Annotated in this window: 3 protein-coding genes; all 3 read right to left on the bottom strand. The window is 44.3% G+C overall.

What is annotated here, in order from left to right; all coding sequences use genetic code 11:
* On the bottom strand, positions 1-363 hold a 363-nt coding region (locus KUV72_RS19650), incomplete at its 3' end, for a hypothetical protein (protein WP_222239508.1).
* 15 nt (positions 364-378) lie between these two features.
* Positions 379-870: a replication/maintenance protein RepL gene (locus KUV72_RS19645; RefSeq protein WP_222239507.1), complete on the bottom strand. Its 492-nt coding sequence runs from the start codon at positions 868-870 to the stop codon at positions 379-381.
* Between the two features lie 409 nt (positions 871-1279).
* On the bottom strand, positions 1280-2296 hold the full coding sequence (gene mobV / locus KUV72_RS19640) for a MobV family relaxase (RefSeq protein WP_222239506.1): 1017 nt from the start codon (positions 2294-2296) through the stop codon (positions 1280-1282).
* Positions 2297-2627 lie beyond the last annotated feature (331 nt).

The raw sequence follows: 2627 nt of genomic DNA, 5'->3' as shown, positions 1-2627 counted from the left end.
CAAAATCTCCACTTTCTGCGTGTGAAGCAGGCTTTCAATCGACTCAGTTTCTTCGTCTGTCGCAATCATACGTGCTGTATGTAGCATATAGAACGAATCTTCTGAGAAGCCGAGTTTTGCGACTCTCATCGTCTCTTCAATAAGCAGTCTTCGCGCTCTGTGCGACAAGTCAAGATATAGACGCTTGAATGGGCAATCATCTTCGACATTCGCGAAAAACTCAAAGAATAAAGCGTTAGCTTTGTGATATGTATAAATTAACTTAATGAGATATACAGGATTTTCTATCTCTCCTTTTCCATATTTCACAAAGCTTTCAAGTATTCCGAATTCTCTATCTGTTTCTCTGTTGTAGTTGCTCATATGCTTCTCCTTTTTTCATTTAATTACTCTTAAATTGCTTTGGTTTTTTACTGCTTCTGTTGCTTTTTCTGCTTTTTCGACAAACTCTTTTTTGTGGTTTTTTGCTGTTCCTTTCCAGCCAACATCCGGCGCTAATCTGTAGGTATTTGACCTGCCGACTTTATCGCCTAGCTCTAAAATATTAAGTTGTACCAGCTTTTTTAAAGACCTGTTGAAATGCGTCGGCTGCATTCCGATTTCAAGAGCTATCTCTTTTTGCTGAACCATTAGGTAATTTTCGTAGTCAAGATGCGCGCAAATGCTCAGAAAAACTTTGTAGTCTGTCTGATTCATTTTTTCGTTCGTGACAATTTTTTTCAATGCGACTTGTGACATGGCTAGCCATCCTCCTTTAAATGCGTTATAATTCCTGATAGGTACTGAGATTACATTGACAGGTACTAGCTCCCCCGTTTCAGTGTCGAGCGTACATAATCGCCCGTCTTTATCTCTTACGTGTTTACTCATAGAATCTCCTTTTTTGTAGTAAATCCAGAAGTTCGCACCTTCTGGATTTTTTTTTGCCGTTATATCATTATAACACAAAAATATTACCTGTCAAGGTAATAATAGCGATTACCTCTGGTGGCCATTCGATTACCACCAGAGGTAATCGCCACATCCTCAAAACCAGCAGTTTTGCTGGCTTTTTAAGTGGCCTCTTCTGTATCTATTGAGATGTCTCTACGAGCACCAAGACCAAATCCGTCGATTTTCCAGTGTTTCTGCGACTCGGAAACTAATTTAGCGTTACTACCAAGAGAAGGAATCCACGCAAAAGACACCAGCAAGCGCTGGGGCCGTCTTTTTGCTGTGGATTCTTCAGTGTTGGCACGACTTCTCGCGGAACAAGTTCCGCTCAAAATCGCACCTGGGTTTATGGATGGGGTGAGGGTGAAGGTGTGCTGTGGTTCTTCTGACGTTCGAGCTTCTGCTGTTCTTCGTGTTTTTTGTACTTCTCAACGAACTGCGCGAGCTTGTCGGGCTCAATGTCTCCAAGCGCTTTTAGTCGCTTTCTGTGCTGGTCATTTTCGTACTGTAAGCGTCTATTTTGCTCTGCTAGCGCTGTCGCGTCTTTGTGTGACTGCTTCGCTTTTTCAGTGTTTTCGCGCTTGTCTTCTTGCTTGTTTTTCTTGATTGTGTTACTCACGTATTGCGCATATTTTACGCTACTTTCGAGTAGTTTTTTCTCTCTGACTTTCGTTTCTGTGTACTGAAAAACGGGGGTCTTTGCTTTTTTCGCGCGCTCAATCGACTTGTAAAAGTCGTGTTGGTCTGTGTGATACACTTTTGCGTTTCTAACCCCCGGAGACAGGCATACAGCGTCCGCAAACTCTTTTTGAAGGGTTTGGTGCGCCTTCTTGCCAAAAAGGCTGTCAGCGTCTAATCTAAGCGCTGTATACGTCTTTGGCTTTTCTTTGTTTTTGATTTGCTGTTTTGTGCGTCGTCTTTTCATCGTTTTCGAGACGATGGGCATCACGACAGCGTGGATATGGGGCGTTCTTTCGTCAGTGTGAAGCTCTACGCTGACAAGACCGCGACCATATTTTTTCTTGAGCCACTTCAAGCTATCTTCTGCGAACTTTTTCGTCGTCGCTTCGTCATAGCGACCGAAGCCGTTCGGGTCGTCACGATGATAACCAGGTCGGAAGTGCTCAGGCGATGCGCCTAGGACGAGTTCTTGGGCTAATACAGCGTCTTTGCGAGGCTTGATGCCCGTTTCTTCAAGTCTTTCTTGAATCGCCTTCCAGTAGCTCTCACGAGAGCCATAGAGCAGGGTGTTGCTCTCTAGGGGGTTGGCGTTTGGCGGGGTGTACGTGCGCGCATTGTGTGCGTGCGCGTTGTCTATCTTCTTGCGTGTCTTGAGTTTTTGTGTTCTAACGAATGCGTACATAGTGTTCGGCCTCCTGCCTTTTATCAATTCCTCATTCAATTTACCTCTCGATTTTTGAGCTGAGCTTGCTCAGCGAAAAGATTGAGAAAACAAGCCAGCTTTGCTGGCGCGTTAGTCCCCCGAAGGGGGCTCACGGAACTAGAAAGCGCGAAGCGATTTTAGTTCCATAGTGAGTGTATGGAACTAAAACGCTAGGCGTTTTCGATTCCAAACAAAATCTCCACTTTCTGCGTGTGAAGCAGGCTTTCAATCGACTCAGTTTCTTCGTCTGTCGCAATCATACGTGCTGTATGTAGCATATAGAACGAATCTTCTGAGAAGCCGAGTTTTG

It is taken from the genome of Halomonas sp. DP4Y7-1, assembly GCF_019800705.1.
Taxonomy (GTDB): domain Bacteria; phylum Pseudomonadota; class Gammaproteobacteria; order Pseudomonadales; family Halomonadaceae; genus Halomonas; species Halomonas litopenaei_A.
This window is presented reverse-complemented; position numbering and strand designations above follow the sequence as displayed.